Here is an 18,720-nt window from a genome sequence, read left to right on the forward strand (position 1 = left end):
AGGGGGATAACCATGGAAGAATTTGATCTGACTATAATCGGCGGAGGTGTGGGCGGCCTGGTTGCGGCAAGCGGCGCAAGCCAGTTCGGGGCAAAGGTGGCCTTAGTGGAGAAAGAGAATCTGGGTGGAGATTGTCTCCATTATGGTTGTGTGCCCACAAAGACCCTTGTCCATTCTGCAAGGCTTATCTCTCTTATGCGCAGGGCTACGGAGTTTGGCCTGAACCCTGTAACGGTGGATTTTGAATTTAAGAAGATAATGGAGCATATGCGTGAGGTGCAAAAAAAGGTAGGGGAGCATGATGACCCTAAACGCTTTGAGAAGATGGGGATAAAATTATTTTTTGGAAAGGGAGGGTTTAAGGATACCCGGACATTTGAGGTAAACGGCACAAACATAAAAAGCAGGAAATTTCTTATCGCCACCGGTTCCCGACCGGTAAAATTGCCGATCCCTGGTCTGGACAAAGTAGATAGCTTGGACAACATAAAGATATTGGCCATTAATCACCTTCCTGAGTCCATTCTGATAATGGGCGCTGGACCAATCGGCATGGAATTTGCCCAGGTCTTCAGCAGATTTGGTTCAAAGGTAACAGTAATTGAGAAGGCAGGTCAGATCCTTCCGAGAGAAGAAAAGGAGCTCTCAGATAGATTAGAAGGGATATTAAAGAGGGAAGGTATGGAAATCATTACCTGTGTTGAGACCAAAAGGGTAGAACAGTCTGGGAATAAAAGGATAGTAGTGGCTGAGTGCAGCGGTAAAGAAAAGAGATTTGAGGCAGACGAACTCTTAGTTGCCATAGGAAGGGCGCCGAATATCGAAGGTATGAACCTTGAAAAGATAGGGGTTAAAACTACCTCAAAGGGGATAGTAGTTAATGATACCATGAAGACTACAGTCTCCAATATCTGGGCATGCGGTGATGTTACGGGAATGTTTCCATTTACCCATATGGCGGAATATGAGGCCGGAATAGTAATCGGGAACGCCCTCTTTCCATTTGTAAATAGAAAGATGGATAAGACAGTAGTCCCCTGGACGACCTTTACTGATCCTGAGCTTGCCCGTGTTGGTCTGACAGAGGATGAGGCAAGAAAGGAATATGGGGATATCAGGGTCTACAGATACCCCTTCTCTGAACATGACCGCGCAATAATAGACGGAGAAACAGAGGGGATGATCAAACTTATATGTGACAAGAAAGGTAAAATATTAGGCGCCCATATCCTTGGAAAGGGCGCAGGGGATCTGCTAAATGAATATACCTTTGCTATGAAGAATGGTCTTCCGGTGCAGAAGATATCACAGACCGTCCATGTATATCCGACAATGGGGCAGGTAGTAAAGAGGGGCGCGGACCAGTATTATAAGGAAAGGCTATTTTCCGGCTGGTTTCCAAAGGTGGCAAGGTTTTTAATGAAATTTAAATAAAAAGAGGTAGAACAGGTAGAACAGATGGAACTAATAGATAAGATGGTAGATGTGATGAAAAATAAGATAAAGGTTATTCAGATAAATCTGGGTGATAAATGCAATCTGCGATGCGCTCACTGCCATATTGAGGCTTCTCCGGAAGGAAACAGAAATATGGATTCCAATACAGCAATGAAGGTCATCAAAAGATTAATCGAGACAGATATCAAAGATATTGAATTCACCGGCGGGGCGCCTGAATTAAACCCTAATCTGCGGCTCTTTATCGAAGAGCTCTCCAGCCATAATAAAAATCTGACTGTAAGGACTAACCTGACTGTGCTCGACTCACCTGCCTATTCCCTTTACATTGATCTATATAAAAAATATAAGGTGAAGGTCATTGCCTCTCTGCCCGACATATTTCCTGATACTACTGATAAGCAAAGAGGAAAGGGTGTTTTCCAAAAGAGTATAAATGTCCTGAATAGACTTAATGCGATTGGTTACGGGAGAGATGGCCTGTTATTAGACCTCGTGTATAACCCGGTAGGAGATTATCTGCCGCCTGACCAAAACGAGATTGAGAATAATTATAAAAGGTTATTGAAAGAGAGATATGACATCACCTTTAACAATCTTATACCCATTGTTAACTCGCCCATTAAGAGATTTAAGGAATCTCTTCAACAGACAGGCAGGTTAGAAGAATATCTAAAACTGCTTAAAAAGAGTTACAACCCTGCCACAATAGATAAGCTAATGTGCAGGAATCTGATTTCTATTGATTATAGGGGTTATGCCTACGACTGCGATTTTAATCTGGCCTTAGGTATGAAGACTAAAGGTTATGAAGACAGGAAATTCTGGGAGATAGACCTGCACAATTTTAATCAGGAGATCACCTTTGGGCAACATTGTTATGCCTGTACTGTTAATATGGGGAGCTCTTGCCATGGTGTTCTGATAAAAGAGGAGGAATCCAGACCAATGGGATTTGTTATGAAAGAAAATGTAAAGAGATATTATGGTGAAGAGTTGCAAAAGACCTCTGACTTAAAGACAGGGGCGTGCTGCAGCGCTGATCTTATCCCGGATTATGTTAAAGATGCGCTTATGCTGATAAATGATGAAATAAAGATGAAATATTACGGATGCGGCTCGCCTATCCCGCTTTGCGTCGAGGGTTTGAATGTGCTTGATATGGGCTGTGGCACAGGGAGGGATAGTTATGTCATGTCAAAACTTGTAGGAGAGAATGGCTTTGTCTATGGTGTTGATATGACGGAAAATCAGGTAGGTATCGCCAAAAGATACATTAAAGAACAGACCGATAGATTCGGATACAAAAAGCCGAATATAGAGTTTATCCTCGATAATATGGAAAATATAACCAAACACCTTAAAGAAGAATCAATAGATCTGGTAATCTCCAATTGCGTAATAAATCTGTCTGAGGATAAGGAGGCGGTCCTGAAGGCAATATTTAATGTCTTGAAGTGGGGAGGGGAATTTTATTTTTCCGATGTTTATGCAGACAGGAGGGCGCCTGACGAGATAAGGAAAGACCCGCTTCTTTTTGCCGAGTGTCTTGGAGGGGCTTTGTATTATAAAGATTTTGTGCGGATAGCAAGAATATCCGGTTTCACTGATCCGCGCATTATATCTCAAAGGGAGATTCCTATTACAAATCCGGAGATTAGCAGTCTCACAGGCAATCTCAGATTCTATTCTATAACCTATCGCCTCTGGAAATTGGAAGGGCTTGAAGATGCCTGCGAGGATTACGGGCATATGGCCGTCTATAGAGGCGGAATCCCTGTATCACCATTCCGGTTTGAACTTGACGGCTCCCATATTTTTTATACAAACAAACCTGAACGTGTATGCGGTAATACTGCGCTGATGTTATCCAAGACAAGATTTGGCAGATATTTTGAAATAATCGGTGATTTAAAGGAACACTTCGGAGAATTCAAGGAATGCGGCACACCAGATAAATCTGATAGTAATAATAAAAATAGTAGTGTTCAGAGGGGATGTTGTTAGACTTATCTGATAAGATACTACTTGCCTAAGGGGACTGATTTCAGTAAAATTAGCGATGTGCATCTTAGCAGAGATAGCGTCTCTGATAAACAATCGTATTAGGGGAGACAGATATGTATTCATTTAATGTCGTAGAATTCTTTGTAAAGGGCGGGATATTCATGTATCCGATAACCCTTTGCTCAATTATATCTCTCGGTATATTTATGGAAAGACTCTGGAATGTAAGACGGAAAAAGATTATACCAAACACCTTTCTTGAAAAGGTAGAGGCATTTCTTAAAAACAACAAAACAGGAGAGTCAATCGGATATTGTGAAAGTCATAATTCTCCAATAGCAAGGATACTTCATACAGGTATAAAAAACCGTGAAAGAAGCAGAGAGACTTTAAAGGGTGTGATGGAGGAGGCAGGGAGAAAGGAGACGGTCAGGCTGTTTAAAAATGTTGAGGCGCTTTCAACCATTGCAAGCATATCCACGCTTCTTGGTTTATTGGGCACAATATCAGGCATGATAAAGATTTTTGCTGTCATATCACATGAGGCTATAGTAAATCCTACAGCGCTTGCAGGCGGTATATCAGAGGCGCTCAATACAACAGCATACGGACTTACTGTGGCAATACCTACAATCATATTTTATAAATACCTTTACTCAAGAGTGCAGGCATTGATTTTATCAATAGAAGAATCCTCTCTGTATATTCTGGATATTCTAAAAATGGAATAGCATGCATTTTAAAAGACCTGAAAGACATGACATAGGACTGGATATGACGCCGATTATTGATGTGGTGTTTAATCTCCTCATATTCTTTGCATTATCATTTAATTTCGGCATAACCCCCGGCATTCAGGTAAGACTTCCTGCTGCAAAAGGGGATGTATTAAAACATGAGAAAAAAGAGGTCATTGTGGTTGTAAAAAAAGACGGCAGTATATATCTTGAGCAGAAAAAGATAATCCTTTCAGACCTTCTGTCTGAACTTAGAAATGTCTTTCGCACAAATCCTGATATATCACTCATAATACAGGGCGATGAAGATGCTTTATATGGCAAGGTTGTAAGGATCATGGACTCGGCAAAAAAGGCAGGTATTACAAAGATTGCAGTTGCAACAAGACCTGAGGATGTGTTATAGAAAAAGAAAGGAGGTGATACCGATGAGTATTTCAAAGACAGTTATTGCAGCGCTTTTTTTGGTTTTGCTCGTTACAGTTCCTGCCATGGCAGATGAAAAGAAAGAGACAAAAAATCCATGTGGCATGATGGGTGGGCACGGCATGATGGGCGGGAAGGGGATGATGGGTGAAGGCATGATGGGCGGGATGCATGAAGGCATGATGGGCATGATGAAGGAGATGATGGGGATGATGAAGGAGATGATCCATACCCCAACCGATGCCCAGAAAAAGAGGCTGGACGAGATGATGATGAAGATGGATGGGATGATGAAGATGCATGACGAGATGATGAAGAAAAAGATGGAAAAGAAGGGGATGTAGCATTTTGAGGGGGGCGGCATCCAGACCGCCCCTCAAATATGATTGCGGAACATAAGCTGCGCATAAGAAATTATATATATGCCGGAGGAGATTCTGTGAAGAAAGTGGATGAGAGATTTGAAAGATAGGATTAAGGGATAATAAATCCATAGGAGGTATGAGCGATGATTGAATTTATCAAACCTGTCAGGTATGGAATTTTAGTCGGCCTTCTTGGACTTACCTTTGGCGTCGGCTGGGCGTTCTGGCTTGTGCTTGGACATGAGAGTATACATAGGAGCTTTGAAGAAAGTGTTGTTGAAAAAAAAGATACGCATAGCCTTATTCAGCTATTAGAACCCGGTAATGCTCAGGCCCACGGGCCAGAGGAAGTAAAACCCCGGCAACAAGATGAACATGCGGATATGATGAAGGAAGGGGAGCAGATGATGCCAATCTCGGAAGAAGATGAACATCAGCACGGTGAAGATATGCATGATAACCCCATTATGCAACTTGCCCATGAGAGACTCCGAAGGGGGCATATCCATGGTATGGGGTTGGGTCTTCTTACTATCGCAGTATCTTTCATTCTTGCGTTTACCAGCGCATCTGAGAGGATAAAAACCATAGCCCCTGTCCTTGCTGGGATTGGCGGGATTCTCTACCCCTTTGCATGGATTGTAATGGGCTACAGGACACCGGGCCTTGGGCCTGACGCAGCAGCGGCATCTGTGAGAATGATTGCCGGGATAGGAACTGCCCTTGTGCTTCTTGGAATTTTTACAGCAGGGGTTTTTCTTTTAAAAGATATTTTACAGAAAAGATGATAAGAGTGAAGCCTATTAAGGAAATAGAGATGACTGGGTCTTACTTTAAGAAAACTCCTCTATCTTTATTCCCAGTTCCTTTATCTTCTTTCTCAAGGTATTCCTGTTTATCCCTAAAAGCTCTGCTGTTTTGACCTGATTGCCGCCGGTCTTTTTTAGGACAAGCCTTATGAGCGGCCTTTCCATGAAAGGGACTATAGTTGCATAGAGTTCATGTTTTCCCTTTACATCGATACTGTTTATGAAGCCCTCCAGCCTGTTGTATATGATATCCTCAAGAGATTCCTTATTTTGTTTTTTCTGCGGAAGAGCAAGGTCGTCATACGACAGCACAGGATTGGGAGAGAGGATAACAGCCCTTCTCAGGATATTTTCAAGTTCCCTCACATTGCCTGGCCATAAATATGCCTTAATCGCTTCCGCTGCCTTTGGCGACAATGTCCTCGGTTCAATCCCCATCTCCTCCTGAAATCTCTGCAAGAAATATTCAGCAAGGAGCAGTATATCCTCTTTCCTGTTTCGGAGAGGCGGCAGCTTTATAACTACGACATTCAGTCTATACAGCAAGTCTTCTCTGAATCTTTTTTCCTCAACAGCCTTTTCAATGTCCTGATGTGTTGCCGCTATTATCCGCACATCCACCTTTATCGGCTGCTTGCCTCCAACCCTGTAAAATTCCTGTCCCTGTATCGCCCTCAGGAGTTTGCTCTGCAGGTCAAGGGGCATGTCGCCAATTTCATCAAGAAACAGTGTTCCATTATTCGCAAGCTCAAACTTCCCCAGTCTTGTCTCTACTGCGCCGGTAAATGCGCCCTTTTCATAGCCAAAGAGTTCGCTCTCCATCAGTTCCTTTGGTATGGCCGCTGAGTTAACGGCAATAAATGGCCCTTCATTTCTTGGAGAGTTTGTATGGATGAGTTTTGCAACCAGCTCTTTTCCTGTGCCGCTTTCGCCCTGAATAATAACCGGAACATCCTTTGGAGCAATTTTTCCCACTGTCTTGAATACATCCTGGACGGCCTTGCCCTTGCCGACAAATGTTACCTCGCTCGCCCATTTTTCCTTTAGTCTATCCTTAAGGTTTGAGACCTCATCTTTTAATTTTCTATATTCAAGCGCCCTGTCAACGATTATCTCAAGTTCGCCTACATCAAATGGCTTTGTTATGTAGTCAAATGCGCCGCCTTTCATGGCCTCTATGGCATTTTTCATAGTCCCCTGGGCTGTCATTATAATGATTGGAATTTTTAATCCGGCAGTTCTTATCTCTTTTAATACATCCAGGCCGTCTTTCTCAGGCATCCTTATATCCATTATTGCAACAGAAAAATCCTGTGACTTCAGCATTTCAAGGGCGGTCTTGCCGTCACGCGCCTCTGCTGTGTCTATCTTCTTGTCCTTGAACATTTGCTGAAGGACCCACAAGATGCCTTCGTCATCATCTGCTATCAAAACCTTTTTTTTCATTTTTAACTCCAAACTCCGTAAGGGTGTAATGCCTTACGCCCCTACATCAAACTCACAACTGCTTTTCCGCTATCGGCAGAAATATTGAAACAACAGTCCCTTTCCCGGGATTACTGTCTATTTTGAAGAAGCCTCCGTGTTCCTTGATAATCCTGAATGACAAGGCAAGGCCAAGTCCGCTCCCCTTTGCCTTTGTTGTAAAAAACGGCGTGAATATCTTCTCCATGTTTTCCTTTGATATGCCGCAGCCGTTGTCTTTTATCTCTACAGAGGCCATTTTAGCAGCCCTGTATCCCTCCTCAACAAGGTGAAAGTCTGTAAGCATTCTGGTATTTACCATTATTTCGCCATTTTTATCAACTGCCTCAATGGAATTTTTTATAAGGTTTAAAAATACCTGAATCAGATGTTCTTTATCTCCTAAAACCTGCGGAAGGCTCGGGTCATAACTTTTTATAAGATGCGCTGCCTTACCCTCTGTCATGGTGTTCCCAAGCAATATAACCGTATCTAAGACTTCGTGGATATTGATAGGCAGAGGTTTTATCCTTCGAGGATTTGCAAAGTCCAGAACCTCTTCCAGTATTTTATTCAGCCTGTCAACCTCTCTTATAATAATGTCTGTATATTCGGTCAACCCCTTTTCCCTAACCTTTCTTGACAAAAGCTGGGCAGCGCCCCGGATGCCGCCGAGCGGATTTTTAACCTCATGAGCAATGCCTGCGGCAAATGTGCCGAGAAAGGCAAGCCTGTCCTTTCTTACAGATTCCTCCTTAATGGATTTTATGCCTGAAAGGTCTCTTAAAAGCGCGACCGCCCCGATTATTTCTCCATTCGGGTTAAGCACAGTTGATGTAGTCACGCGCACAGGCGCCATCCCTCCCATTCTCTGACTGATTATATTTTCATGCTCTATAAAGACCTTGCCTTGGTTTAAGGTTTTTTCCAGCATGTCTGTAAGCCATGTATCTTTTGAAAATATGTCTTTTAACGGCCTCCTGATGGTTAATGCCCTTGACAGTCCTGAAATCCTTTCAGCGGCCTGATTATAGACAGTAATAAGCCTTTCTGTATCTATCCCTATAACCCCTTCACCAAGGTATTCTATGATATTTTCACAGATATTTGTCTGTTCCATCTTCCTACTCCCTACCGTCTACCGCTTTTCTAAATCCCATGCTTGATGTCATCTCTATAAGCGTTCCTCTGACATCGCCGAATAATATTAAATCTTTTGCTGTAGCTTGAATTGGTATAAGTTCTTTTGTGAATCGCACCTCCAGCTTTCCTGTCTGCGAGCCGAAAAGTTCCTTGTCTATTACTATATCGGCAAGATAATCTATTTCCGCATGGTCCGGGTTTATCCTTGCAGCCTTTTCTCCGTCTGTTGCAATCCTCACATATATGGTGGACACATTCTTTTTGGGAAATGTCGGCACATTAAATTCCTTACCCGATGCTATCTGACCATAAACACCGAATCTGAAATTATAAAAACCTGTAAGCGGATCGTCGTAATACCCGCGTGTAGGCAGGGGTTCTTCCGCCCCCTTGTCCTCTTGTCCGCCGCCCCAGCTTTTCCATCTGTAAGTCCTTTTATTGTAATCCACTATGGTGTAGCCCTCCCTTACCTTGTCTCCTATATGGACAATCTTTTCAACCTTCGTTGTCCTGAGCCTTCTGCCTTCTTCCCATTCTTCAACGTATGTAGTATAGATGTCCTTTCTGTATTTTGTGATAAAACCTATAAGTCCCATTGTCTCTGCCTGAAGCGTTATCTTGTAATTCCCCCTGTTCAGCCTGTGTATGCCTATCTTGCCGGTTGCGGCCTTCTTAAACCACCAGAAGCCTATATTGTAGGTAAATTCCTCGCCGTCAAAATATTCGCCGATGGTTGGTTGTTTTTTGATAATGTCAGCGCTAACTGAAGTTGCTGAGCCTGATGGAAGAATATAAACGAAACTAACAAGAAGAAAAAAGGGAACAAGCTTGATAAGAAATGACCTTCTAAATATGTTCATGCAATATCTTTATCAAAAACAGCATCAAAAGGCAAGAAGACAGGGATAGACAAGACGCAGAAATAAACTTGTATGTTTAATGCGATTTTTGATAGTATCAGAAAATTGAATGAGGGTAAAAAATGATAGCAAAGGTGTTTAGCGGAGCGGTTTTAGGCATAGATGCGTATATTGTAGAGGTTGAGGTGGATACTGCCTTTGGCCTTCCTGTCTTTTCCACAGTCGGTTTGCCTGATAATGCTGTTAAAGAGAGCAAGGACAGAGTAAGGGCAGCCTTGAAGAATTCAGGATATGAATTTCCCGCAAAACATATAACAGTGAACCTTGCGCCTGCGGATGTGAAAAAGGAGGGGACAACATTTGATCTGCCGGTAAGCATCGGGATTCTGACTGCTGAAGGGATTGTAAAAAAGGAAAGACTGTCTGATTATATGATCTTAGGCGAGCTCTCTCTGGACGGAAGGGTGAAACCTGTAAAAGGTGTTTTGCCAATGGCTGTTGCCGCAAAGAGGGAGGGCTTTAAAGGCATAATCCTTCCAAAGGAAAATGCCGAAGAGGCTGCCCTTGTGGATGGCATAGAGGTCCTTGGCATAGAAAATCTTTCACAGCTTGTGGAGTTTTTAAATGGCAATATTGAAATCCATGCCTGCAGGATAGATATTGAAACATATTTTAAAACTGATGGAGAATCGTACGTTGATTTGAATGAGGTAAAAGGCCAGGAACATGTAAAAAGGGCAATAGAGATAGCAGCGGCAGGCGGCCACAATCTCCTTATGATAGGACCACCTGGTTCAGGCAAAACCATGCTTGCCAGGCGCATGCCGACTGTCCTGCCAGACATGACATTGGATGAGGCAATAGAGACAACAAAGATTCACAGTGTCGCAGGGGTTTTGGACGGAAAAAGGGCTTTAGTAACAGCAAGGCCGTTTAGAAACCCGCATCATACAATCTCAGATGCAGGTTTGATCGGCGGCTCCCGCATCCCTAAGCCCGGCGAGGTTTCCCTTGCCCATAACGGCATTTTATTTTTGGATGAACTGCCTGAGTTTAAAAAGAATGTGCTTGAGGTGTTAAGGCAGCCCCTTGAGGACGGCAGGGTTACAATATCAAGGGCAGCCATCTCTCTTACCTATCCATCCGGTTTTATACTGATTGCAGCTATGAACCCGTGTCCCTGCGGCTTTCTCGGAGACCCACATAAGGAATGCCATTGCACGTCGATGCAGATTCAAAAATACAGGTCAAAGATTTCAGGGCCGCTCATGGACAGGATTGATATCCACTGCGATGTGCCTGCTGTCAGATTTAAAGAGCTTTCAAGCGATACAAAGGGCGAGTCCTCAAAAGATATAAAGGCAAGGGTTGATATAGCAAGAAAGATTCAGACAGAGCGGTTTGCAGGCTATCCTAAACATGAAGGCAGAAGGCTTTATTCCAACAGCCAGATGGCAGGACGTCATATAAAAAAGTTTTGCGGGATAGGTGATGATGGCAAAAGGCTTCTGGAAATGGCTGTGGACAAACTTGGCTTGTCAGCGAGGGCATACACCAGGATATTAAAGGTTGCGCGGACAATAGCTGACATGGAGGGCGAGGAGCGGATAAAATCTCATCATCTTTCAGAGGCGATACAATACAGGAGTTTGGACAGGGGGATGGTGTAAGGAGAACAATTATCAAGCTTTTCAAAAGAAAATTGGAAGAGAGAGAGGAGCGATTTATTGCAGATTTTAGAATAAAGAGGATAAAGGGATGGAGGAGGTATCCATCAGGAAGGCTATATCGGCAGGGGGTTTTATTTTTTTCGATGTTTGATAATTATTTTCCCCCTGTCCCCTTGCGGCGGGGATTACGTTGCCGCAAGGCATTGTATATGGGAGCGTCATGGCGATGGCCCCTTATCTATGCCCTGGGTTGGGGCTGCTATCCTCATCCTGTCCATGATTTCGCTGTCATGAAGCAAATCTTTTATCAGATTATGCATAAGAGTCGCGAGCGCGGTATTTGCGCTCCACTTTGACAGCTCCGACCTCTGGAACTCTTTCGACCACGAACCATCCTCTGAAGAAAGCGTTAACTTCATCCTGCCTTCAACGCCCCAAAGACCACTTTCCCACCATACATCGCTTACCTTGACATAAATCTTGGCGGGGCTTTCCGCGGAAACCTCCACGCCTCTTTTCGCCAATTCCTCTGCGTAGGCCACAAGAAAAACATCGGTCCATTGCTTGTAATTCGCGTAGTGTTTATGTTTAATTGGAACGATTATAGGGAAAACAATGACGATGTTCCAGTAGCTTTTGATTAAATGACGTTCGTTATCCGTCTGGCCGTTAATGAGTTGAACCGAATGTTTTTCCTCTAACACGCCCACAGTATCCAACCCTATTTCGGCGACTTTGCTGGGCGAGAAGACATGCGAACACCCGGAAATAAGCATGACGGCCGTTGGCAAAAACACATAGTAAAGGTTTTTTTTCATAAAAAAGCCTCCTTATAAGCTTTTTAAAATGGATATTTAATTAAGTTATAACAGAAGACGTGGTATTGTCAACCCCAATTCTCCTGCATGTGGTAGCAAAGTAAAACTGTCAGGGTATAACTGCAACAAGATAATGTCAGGGTATGGAAAAAGTGAGCCTGACAATGAAAGAATTAAAGAGAGTAGAAGTGATTCAAAAAGCGGTATCAGGAGAGATAACCGTCATGGAAGCAAAAGAGTTTCTTGGATTGAGTGAAAGGCAAGTTTACCGGTTAAAGTGTTCTTTCAAATTGAAAGGAATGAAAGGGCTTATACATGGTAACAGAGACAAAATCTCCCCAAGACGTTTAGACAATGAAATATGTGAAAAGGTTGTGAAACTGGCAAAGGGGGAATATGAAGGGTATAACGATTCCTTTTTTACCGAGAGATTAGGAGAGGAGGAAGGCATTCAAATAAGCAGGGAAAAGGTAAGACAAATCCTGCGTAAACAGGGCATAGTCCCAAAAAGAAAGAGAAGGCGTCCAACGCAGGACAAGAAGAGATAGGAAGCCTCAATCAGGCATGATGCTGCAAACAGATGGAAGCCGGCATGACTGGCTTCAGGGCAGAGGAGAATATCTTACCCTCATAGGAGCTATCGATGATGCAACCAACGAGGTTCCGTATGCCCTGTTCGCTCCCTACGAGACTACTGAAGGTTATATGAAGATGCTTATTGAAATAGCGAAAAGGAAGGGCTTGCCTCTTTCTCTTTATGCGGACCGGCACAGCATATTTCAAATAGAGAGGCATACACCTACCATTGCCGAACAGTTAAATGGAAAGCCTGACAAGACCCAATTAGGCAGGGCATTGGATGAACTGGGAGTGCAACTCATTCCTGCAAACTCTCCTCAGGCCAAGGGTCGCCAAGAGCGTTTGTGGGGGACTTTTCAGGACAGACTCGTATCTGAACTAAAACGATTCAATGCCAAAACCCAAGATGAGGCAACTGCTGTGCTTTTGAAATTCCTGCCGGATTATAACCGCAAGTTTATGGTAGAGCCTGCCGATAAGAAATCGGCATGGAGAAGTATTGACAATATAGACCTGCATAAGTATTTCTGCATGAAATACAACCGTGTTGTGGGAAATGACAACACCATATCGTTTATGAACGAAAAGATACAGATATGGAGTTCAAAAACAAGATACAGCTTTGCAAAGGCCAAAGTGGATGTGCATCATTTAATAGATGGAAAGATTAGAATATTTTATAAGGGAGAATTGATTGCAGAGGAAGAAGGTCTTGCCAGCGCACAGCTAAATAAGAGAGAACGGTTAAGAAAAAGATCCTGTATAACAAATAAATCTAATGAAAGGATTTCCTTGCAACCCTGACATTTTCATTTTGCTCTTAACCTGACATATTGACTTTGCTGCGACACCCCAATTCTCCTGCGGGTTCAGGTTTGCAACCTGAACCCGAATAGTTCGTATAAAGCAAACATGAATTATTGGGGAGCAGGTTACAAACCTGCTCCCGCAAATCTATGCCATCAATAAGGATTGCGAAAAAGTGTAATTCGGGTTTTTATTATCTTACTTTCACTATCAGAAACTGGTATTACATATTTGACAGGCACAACCGTTTTGAGATACTTGCGAAATCTTTAAAATATTGTCAAAAACACAAAGGTCTTAAATTGTATGCCTATGTATTTATGCTTAATCACATACACCTGATTGTATCATCCGATGATATGATCTGTTTTGTCCGGGACTTTAAAAAGTTCACCTCAAAAGAAATTCAGAAGAATATCATTGCGACAGAACCAAATGTTTTGAGTCTCTTTGATGTCGGGAGCGGCAAGTATGAATTTTGGGAACGGACTAATATGCCGAAGCTAATTGAACAAGAGGAGTATTTATTTCAAAAGGTAATATACATTCATTCAAATCCAGTGCGAAAACAGTATGTGAAACGTCCTGAAGACTGGGTATGGTCATCGGCAAATCATGAGAGCATGGTTTTGGTTGAACCGTTGCCGATATGAAATTTAGGGTTCAAGTTGCAAACTTGAACCCGCAGAGGGGTTTAATAGTTTGTTGAAAAAGATTTGAATATAAAGTTCTTATAGTATAGAATTGAAAGGAAAAGGAGGCGCTCATGCGAGCAACACAAAAAGAGAAAGACATAGTGCATGTCAAACAGTATGTAACCGATGCAAAAGGGCATAAGATGGCTGCGATTCTTGATATAAAAGAATTAGCAAGAGTCCATGAACTGCTGGAAGACCTTGCAGACCTGAAGGTTATTGAAGAAAGGGTGTATGAACTCGTCATCAAAAATTCCGCAAAGAAAGAACTCGATGATATTCCTGCTGCTCAATTCTTAAAGATTGATGCCGCCATTCTGTCATTAAATACATCCCGTTCATTTCCTTTCAAAACTTCAGAATAATCGTGGGAAAAGTAAGTGCAAAAAAATGAATGCAAAAAAACATTGACATATTTTAATATATTTGCTAATTTAAAATAACCATTCGGATTGAGACACCCTATATTGATAACTTTTTTCATATCTCATCACTAAACAACCCAAATGCTATTACCTTTAACAATCCCAGAGATAGGTTGAAAATCAGAGAAAAGACATTTACCGCTTGAAAATTTATTCTAACCTAATAACAACGCCAGCCATAGGCAGGCTATATAAATGGTAACATACCTTACCGTAATCAAATCAAATTTGTTTTTAGAGACAGTACGCAGTGAAGCAGTGCGCAGGTTATCTACTGCCTGCAACTCATACGATACTGCTCACTATTAAAAAGAGGAGTGATTTATGAATCTTAAAGAACTAAAAGAAAAAAAGATTGGCGAGCTTACATCGCTTGCCAAGCAGTACAATATAGAGGGCGCTGCGAGCATGAGGAAGCAGGATATGATCTTTGCGTTGCTTCAGTCACAGTCAGAGCAGAATGGCCTGATATACAGCGAAGGTGTTCTTGAAACCCTGCCGGACGGGTTTGGTTTTTTGAGGGCGCCTGACTATAACTACCTTCCCGGACCAGACGATATATACATATCCCCATCACAGATCAGAAGGTTTAATCTAAGGACAGGCGATATTGTGTCAGGCCAGATCAGGCCGCCAAAAGAAGGAGAAAGATATTTTGCCCTTCTCAAGGTAGAAAAGGTAAATTATGAAGACCCTGATGTTGCCAAAGATAAAATACTTTTTGACAACCTTACACCCTTATATCCTCAGGAAAAAATAAGGCTTGAACTGCCAGGCAAAAAAACAGATCTCTCTATGAGGATAATGGATTTTTTCACGCCAATCGGCAAGGGGCAGAGGGGTCTTATTGTATCTCCGCCAAGGGCAGGCAAGACAGTACTTTTACAAAAGATTGCCAACAGCATAACAACCAACCATCCTGATGTTGTCCTTATTGTGCTTCTCATTGATGAAAGGCCTGAAGAGGTTACTGATATGCAACGTTCTGTGAAGGGAGAGGTTATAAGTTCCACCTTTGATGAGCCTGCGCAGAGACACGTCCAGATGAGGTTATGAGGGACACATCCCATTTATAGGTAAATAGGATAAACAGCCCCAGGGACTTTGAATAGTATTTTGAAACAGGCAAAATTAAAGGGAGAGTAAGATAGGCATCCCCCTATTTTTTATTGAAGCCAATTTGAATCGGTAGAAAACGGTCAAACTGAACCAAAATTATTTTTCTGTGTAAAAGGAGCGATTTGACAATCATATATATGTGATATACAATATATACAAATATATATTCGGGAGGCAGAGACATGACAACACAAATGATCGTAAGGATAGATGAAGGGGTCAAAAACAGGCTTAATAGACTTGCAAGGCTTGAAGGCAAGACAACAAGCGAAATGGTCAGGGAACTGATAGAGGAACGTATTAAAGAACGCGATATCGGCGCATACGTTGATGACCTGTGGAATAGAATCGGCAGGAAATTAAAAGCAAAAGGTGTAACGGCTGCAATAATAGACAAGGCTGTCAAAGAGGCGCGAAAGAAGCAGGGATGAAGGTTGTCATTGATACGAATATCTTTGTTTCATCCTTTTTCGGAGGCAACCCGAAGAAGATTATAGACCTGTGGAAGAAAGAGAAAATAACCCTTTGTCTGTCTCATGCTGTCCTTGATGAATATATAGATGTTCTTCAAAGAATCGGGTTGACGGACGAAGCGGAGCTTGAAGAGTTATTATCCCTTTTTTCAAGGGGCTTTAATATCTTGTTTACCGCAAAAACTCCAAAAATAAAGATTGTCAAAAATGACCCTGATGATGATAAGTTTATTGAATGCGCTGCAGCGCTAAAGGCAGATGCTATTATAACAGGAGATAAGAAAGTCCTTGCTGTAAAGGAATACATGGGTATCAGGATATTAACGTCTCAGCAGTTTTTGGAAATCCATGACAATTTTGAGAAAAAATGATTCTTTGCAATGAAGTATAATGGGCCGTCTGCAGGTTGGTTAAGAACCCCTGCAAAAAAACTATTGACAGGTTTTAACAAATCGTGCTATTTTAAGACTACCTTTCAGAGCAATACACCTGAATATAATTTTTTTATATCTCATCATTATACAATCCAAATGGATTTACCTTTAATAACCCCATAGACAGATTGAAAAACAGAGAGAAAATATTTGCCGCTTGAAAGATATCCTAACCCAATAACATTGCTCACCATACACGGACATACAATGGCATCATCTTGCTGCACAATCAATCGCAGGCGCTTAATTTATGATTTTTAGACATGATAAGTCTGACTTATCAGGACAAACAATCAATTATTTAAAGAGGAGTGATTTATGAATCTTAAAGAACTAAAAGAACAAAAAATCGGCGAGCTTACATCACTTGCCAAGAAATACAATATAGAAGGCGCTGCGAGCATGAGGAAGCAGGATATTATCTTTGCGCTGCTTCAGTCGCAGTCAGAGCAGAATGGCCTCATATACAGTGAAGGCGTTCTCGAAACCCTGCCGGACGGGTTTGGTTTTTTGAGGGCGCCTGATTATAACTACCTTCCTGGACCAGACGATATATATATCTCTCCATCACAGATCAGAAGGTTTAATCTAAGGACAGGCGACATTGTATCAGGCCAGATTAGGCCGCCAAAGGAAGGAGAAAGATATTTTGCCCTTCTCAAAGTAGAAAAGGTAAATTATGAAGACCCTGATGTTGCCAAAGACAAAATACTTTTTGACAACCTTACACCTTTATATCCTCAGGAAAAAATAAGGCTTGAACTGCCCGGCAAAAAAACAGATCTCTCCATGAGGATAATGGATTTTTTCACGCCAATTGGCAAAGGGCAGAGAGGTCTTATTGTATCTCCGCCAAGGGCAGGCAAAACAGTCCTTCTCCAGAAGCTCGCCAATAGCATAACAACCAACCATCCGGAAGTTATCCTTATTGTGCTTCTCATTGATGAAAGGCCTGAAGAGGTTACTGATATGCAACGTTCTGTGAAGGGAGAGGTTATAAGTTCCACCTTTGATGAGCCTGCGCAGAGACACGTCCAGATTGCGGAAATGGTGATAGAAAAGGCCAAGAGGCTTGTTGAGCATCAACGGGATGTTGTTATTCTGCTGGATTCCATCACAAGGCTTGCCAGGGCGTATAATACTGTTGTGCCGCCGAGCGGCAAGGTGCTTTCCGGCGGTGTGGATTCAAATGCTCTGCATAAGCCAAAGAGATTCTTTGGCGCAGCAAGGAATATTGAGGAAGGGGGAAGCCTTACCATTGTTGCAACAGCATTGATTGAGACAGGGAGCAGAATGGACGAGGTTATATTTGAAGAGTTTAAAGGCACAGGCAACATGGAAATAGTCCTTGATAGAAAATTGTCGGAAAGGCGCATCTTTCCTGCTATTGATATTAACAGGTCAGGTACAAGGAAGGAAGACCTTCTCCTTACAAAAGAGGAGTTGAATCGCATATGGATATTAAGAAAGGTGCTTCAACCGCTCAACCCTGTGGAGAGTATGGAATTCCTATTGGATAAGATACAAAGCACGGATACAAACAAAGACTTTCTTAAATTAATGAGTAAGTAGCAGGGGCTATAATTGCTTTCAAGATGTTTGCCGGCAAAGGCTGTTGGAGGTATTTAAAAATGAAAGAAAAAATTGTTAGGATAGATAAAGGTAAAGAAGGGGTGGTCTTGCCGGAGGATTATCTCAGATATCTTGAACTGATACCCGGCGCGGATGTAGAGCTTGCCCTTGACAAGAAAAAAAATTGGATAATCATCAGGCCCCTGCATGGGGAGGATTTTGTGGAGCACTTTAAAACAACAATGGGGGCAATGGCATAATCTATCATAAGTATAATTGCAAAGTTAAGATTGTAAACTCATCTTCTTCTGTTTTAAAATTTTCAATTCAATCTTAAAAATTGGTGCCGAAGGGGGGACTCGAACCCCCACGGGTTTCCCCACCACCCCCTCAAGATGGCGTGTCTGCCATTCCACCACTTCGGCATGCTATGTTTCAACATAGCGTATTAGAAAACTAACATAAAGAAGCGAAGCAAATCAAGAACCACTATTATTTAGGCGCTGCGCCTGACGTATCCTGCGGTGTGTTAGAGGCTGGCTGCTGTTTTTCTGGAGTTGGCTGAGCCTCATGTTTTACTGCGGGGATATCCTTCATAATAGAGCTTGTTGTTCTGGCGCCGGCCATGTAAGTAAGATAAAGGGATGTTATCATAAAGATAATTGCGCATCCCGCTGTAATCTTGCTTAGAAATGTAGCCGGCCCGGCGCTTCCGAAAAGGGTCTGACTTGATGAGCCGCCAAAGGCTGCCCCGACACTTGCCCCTTTTCCTGCCTGCAGTAAAACAACTATTATCAGAAATATACTGACAAGGATATGAAGGATTATTGCTGTTGTGTACATTTATTTACTACCTCCT

Annotated in this window: 20 protein-coding genes, 1 tRNA gene and 1 pseudogene; 16 read left to right on the forward strand and 6 right to left on the reverse strand. The window is 42.4% G+C overall.

Going from position 1 to position 18,720, the window contains the following annotated elements; all coding sequences use genetic code 11:
* The first annotated feature begins 12 nt into the window (after window positions 1-12).
* The 6 genes from lpdA to Q8P28_01645 all read left to right on the forward strand — a co-directional run bounded on the left by lpdA (window position 13) and on the right by Q8P28_01645 (window position 5,781).
* A complete protein-coding gene (gene lpdA / locus Q8P28_01620; protein ID MDP2681493.1) occupies window positions 13-1,434 on the forward strand; it encodes a dihydrolipoyl dehydrogenase in 1,422 nt (473 codons plus the stop codon).
* Window positions 1,435-1,458: 24 nt separating this feature from the next.
* Window positions 1,459-3,465: an arsenosugar biosynthesis radical SAM protein ArsS gene (gene arsS, locus Q8P28_01625; protein MDP2681494.1), complete on the forward strand. Its 2,007-nt coding sequence runs from the start codon at window positions 1,459-1,461 to the stop codon at window positions 3,463-3,465.
* Window positions 3,466-3,578: 113 nt separating this feature from the next.
* Complete coding sequence (locus tag Q8P28_01630; GenBank protein MDP2681495.1) at window positions 3,579-4,196, forward strand: MotA/TolQ/ExbB proton channel family protein; 618 nt, start codon at window positions 3,579-3,581, stop codon at window positions 4,194-4,196.
* Between the two features lies 1 nt (window position 4,197).
* On the forward strand, window positions 4,198-4,608 hold the full coding sequence (locus tag Q8P28_01635; protein MDP2681496.1) for a biopolymer transporter ExbD: 411 nt from the start codon (window positions 4,198-4,200) through the stop codon (window positions 4,606-4,608).
* Window positions 4,609-4,630: 22 nt separating this feature from the next.
* A complete protein-coding gene (locus tag Q8P28_01640; protein ID MDP2681497.1) occupies window positions 4,631-4,972 on the forward strand; it encodes a hypothetical protein in 342 nt (113 codons plus the stop codon).
* A 164-nt stretch (window positions 4,973-5,136) separates the two neighbouring features.
* Window positions 5,137-5,781 (forward strand): hypothetical protein, encoded by a 645-nt coding sequence (locus tag Q8P28_01645; GenBank protein MDP2681498.1) that lies wholly within the window; start codon window positions 5,137-5,139, stop codon window positions 5,779-5,781.
* A 45-nt stretch (window positions 5,782-5,826) separates the two neighbouring features.
* On the opposite strand, the gene Q8P28_01650 is transcribed toward Q8P28_01645, so the two are convergent.
* Genes Q8P28_01650 through Q8P28_01660 form a run of 3 tightly spaced genes read right to left on the reverse strand, consistent with a single transcriptional unit; the run spans window position 5,827 to window position 9,269 of the window.
* Window positions 5,827-7,248, reverse strand: a complete 1,422-nt coding sequence (locus Q8P28_01650) for a sigma-54 dependent transcriptional regulator (protein ID MDP2681499.1) — start codon at window positions 7,246-7,248, stop codon at window positions 5,827-5,829.
* Between the two features lie 52 nt (window positions 7,249-7,300).
* Window positions 7,301-8,386, reverse strand: a complete 1,086-nt coding sequence (locus Q8P28_01655) for an ATP-binding protein (GenBank protein ID MDP2681500.1) — start codon at window positions 8,384-8,386, stop codon at window positions 7,301-7,303.
* Window positions 8,387-8,390: 4 nt separating this feature from the next.
* A complete protein-coding gene (locus Q8P28_01660; GenBank protein MDP2681501.1) occupies window positions 8,391-9,269 on the reverse strand; it encodes a DUF3108 domain-containing protein in 879 nt (292 codons plus the stop codon).
* Window positions 9,270-9,391: 122 nt separating this feature from the next.
* On the opposite strand from Q8P28_01660, the gene Q8P28_01665 reads away from it, so the two are divergent.
* On the forward strand, window positions 9,392-10,939 hold the full coding sequence (locus Q8P28_01665) for a YifB family Mg chelatase-like AAA ATPase (protein ID MDP2681502.1): 1,548 nt from the start codon (window positions 9,392-9,394) through the stop codon (window positions 10,937-10,939).
* A 218-nt stretch (window positions 10,940-11,157) separates the two neighbouring features.
* Here Q8P28_01665 and Q8P28_01670 read toward each other — a convergent pair whose 3' ends face one another.
* Window positions 11,158-11,757, reverse strand: a complete 600-nt coding sequence (locus Q8P28_01670) for a hypothetical protein (protein MDP2681503.1) — start codon at window positions 11,755-11,757, stop codon at window positions 11,158-11,160.
* Between the two features lie 164 nt (window positions 11,758-11,921).
* Here Q8P28_01670 and Q8P28_01675 point away from each other — a divergent pair, with 164 nt between their 5' ends.
* From Q8P28_01675 to Q8P28_01715, 9 genes and pseudogenes are all read left to right on the forward strand, one after another.
* Window positions 11,922-12,305, forward strand: a complete 384-nt coding sequence (locus Q8P28_01675; protein MDP2681504.1) for a helix-turn-helix domain-containing protein — start codon at window positions 11,922-11,924, stop codon at window positions 12,303-12,305.
* 16 nt (window positions 12,306-12,321) lie between these two features.
* On the forward strand, window positions 12,322-13,140 hold the full coding sequence (locus tag Q8P28_01680) for a hypothetical protein (GenBank protein MDP2681505.1): 819 nt from the start codon (window positions 12,322-12,324) through the stop codon (window positions 13,138-13,140).
* A 152-nt stretch (window positions 13,141-13,292) separates the two neighbouring features.
* On the forward strand, window positions 13,293-13,796 hold the full coding sequence (locus tag Q8P28_01685; protein ID MDP2681506.1) for a hypothetical protein: 504 nt from the start codon (window positions 13,293-13,295) through the stop codon (window positions 13,794-13,796).
* Between the two features lie 113 nt (window positions 13,797-13,909).
* On the forward strand, window positions 13,910-14,203 hold the full coding sequence (locus tag Q8P28_01690) for a hypothetical protein (GenBank protein ID MDP2681507.1): 294 nt from the start codon (window positions 13,910-13,912) through the stop codon (window positions 14,201-14,203).
* A gap of 384 nt (window positions 14,204-14,587) precedes the next feature.
* A pseudogene (gene rho, locus Q8P28_01695) lies at window positions 14,588-15,310 on the forward strand (transcription termination factor Rho).
* Window positions 15,311-15,564: 254 nt separating this feature from the next.
* Entirely contained in the window at window positions 15,565-15,813 is a 249-nt protein-coding gene (locus Q8P28_01700; GenBank protein MDP2681508.1) for a ribbon-helix-helix protein, CopG family, read from the forward strand.
* Window positions 15,810-16,226: a putative toxin-antitoxin system toxin component, PIN family gene (locus tag Q8P28_01705; GenBank protein MDP2681509.1), complete on the forward strand. Its 417-nt coding sequence runs from the start codon at window positions 15,810-15,812 to the stop codon at window positions 16,224-16,226. Before Q8P28_01700 ends, Q8P28_01705 begins: the two co-directional genes overlap by 4 nt.
* Before the next feature lie 381 nt (window positions 16,227-16,607).
* Window positions 16,608-17,861 (forward strand): transcription termination factor Rho, encoded by a 1,254-nt coding sequence (gene rho, locus Q8P28_01710; protein MDP2681510.1) that lies wholly within the window; start codon window positions 16,608-16,610, stop codon window positions 17,859-17,861.
* Between the two features lie 59 nt (window positions 17,862-17,920).
* On the forward strand, window positions 17,921-18,121 hold the full coding sequence (locus tag Q8P28_01715) for a hypothetical protein (protein MDP2681511.1): 201 nt from the start codon (window positions 17,921-17,923) through the stop codon (window positions 18,119-18,121).
* A gap of 81 nt (window positions 18,122-18,202) precedes the next feature.
* Here Q8P28_01715 and Q8P28_01720 read toward each other — a convergent pair.
* Both Q8P28_01720 and secG read right to left on the reverse strand, forming a co-directional pair.
* Window positions 18,203-18,286 (reverse strand) — tRNA-Leu (locus Q8P28_01720).
* Window positions 18,287-18,353: 67 nt separating this feature from the next.
* Complete coding sequence (gene secG / locus Q8P28_01725) at window positions 18,354-18,704, reverse strand: preprotein translocase subunit SecG (GenBank protein MDP2681512.1); 351 nt, start codon at window positions 18,702-18,704, stop codon at window positions 18,354-18,356.
* Between the last annotated feature and the right edge of the window lie 16 nt (window positions 18,705-18,720).

Source organism: Deltaproteobacteria bacterium (assembly GCA_030690165.1).
Taxonomy (GTDB): Bacteria; Desulfobacterota; GWC2-55-46; order UBA9637; family UBA9637; genus JACRNJ01.